Source organism: uncultured Sunxiuqinia sp. (assembly GCF_947495665.1).
Taxonomy (GTDB): Bacteria; Bacteroidota; Bacteroidia; order Bacteroidales; family Prolixibacteraceae; genus Sunxiuqinia; species Sunxiuqinia rutila.
In genome coordinates, this window is sequence record NZ_CANLZV010000050.1 from 1 (window position 1) to 419 (window position 419).

Consider the following 419-nt stretch of genomic DNA (forward strand, 5'->3'; position numbering starts at 1 on the left):
CAGATGATCCGAAGCACCACTGGTTCCAAACCAAAGTAGGCGCCCATACCACCACATACACCGCCAAACACCCGGTGATCCGGGTCGCGGTACATCCGGCGTTTCACTTTGCCCGAAGTCGCCTGGCTGCGCTCACTGGTAGTTCCTGCCGCACTGGCCGGCTCTTCCTCTTCCACTTCGCCTTCCATAAAATCCTCGGGTTTTCCCATCCGGGCAATCACGTCATCCACCCACGATTCCAGGATCACATTCTTGGCATCCTTTTCCATCCTTTCGCTGAACAGCTCGGCAATGCGCGTTTCAATGTCCTGCAAAATCTCACGTCCTTCTTCGTCTGTGCCAAAGTGGGCATTCAGCATCTGCAGGTAGTTTTGCAGCTTCTGGTAAGCATCCTCGTCAATGTGAAAAACGCTGCCGCT

The 419-nt window shown here is 54.4% G+C and carries 1 protein-coding gene; it reads right to left on the minus strand.

The window, feature by feature from the left end; genetic code table 11:
• Nucleotides 1-419, minus strand: a 419-nt coding sequence (locus tag Q1A18_RS18995) for a PspC domain-containing protein (RefSeq protein WP_299584730.1), incomplete at both ends; no start/stop codon positions are given.